The 526-nt window shown below is 74.7% G+C and carries 1 pseudogene; it reads left to right on the plus strand.

Annotated features, from left to right (window positions below):
• Window positions 1-526, plus strand: a pseudogene (locus tag ACYVD1_RS34850) (ATP-binding protein); the annotation flags it as partial.

The following is a 526-nucleotide window of genomic DNA, read 5'->3' on the forward strand; positions in this document are numbered from 1 at the left end:
GCCGCCCCCATCGTGACCCCGTGGTGGTGGGTCGTGCCGCTGGGGGCCGCGGTGCTGGCCCTTGGCCGGGTGCTGGTCCTTCTGCGCCATGTGGCCTGGTCCCGCAACGCCCGCCTCATCGAGGTGCGGCCCCCGCCGACCGCGGAGATCAGCGGCGCGGAGGCGTTCTGGACCCAAATGCTGGGGCTGCTGCGCCCCGCATGGAAACGCCTCCTGTGCGGCCAACCACACGTGGTGTGGGAATACGTCGCCGACGAGGCCGGGGTGCGGATCCGCCTGTGGGTACCCGGGGGCCTCCCCCCGCACCTGGTCGAGCGGGCCATCGAAGCCGCCTGGCCGGGCGCGGCGGCCACCACCGTCCCCACCCCGCCGCCGGAGGAGGAAACCCGCTCGCACGGAGGTGTGCTGCGGCTGGCCCGCCCCGACCACTACCCCATCGCCACCACCCACGACGAAGACCCCTTGCGCGGGCTCATCGGCGCCGCTGGATCACCCGCCCCCGGGGAGACGGTGCTGGTGCAGGTGG

Source organism: Nocardiopsis nanhaiensis, from assembly GCF_054778635.1.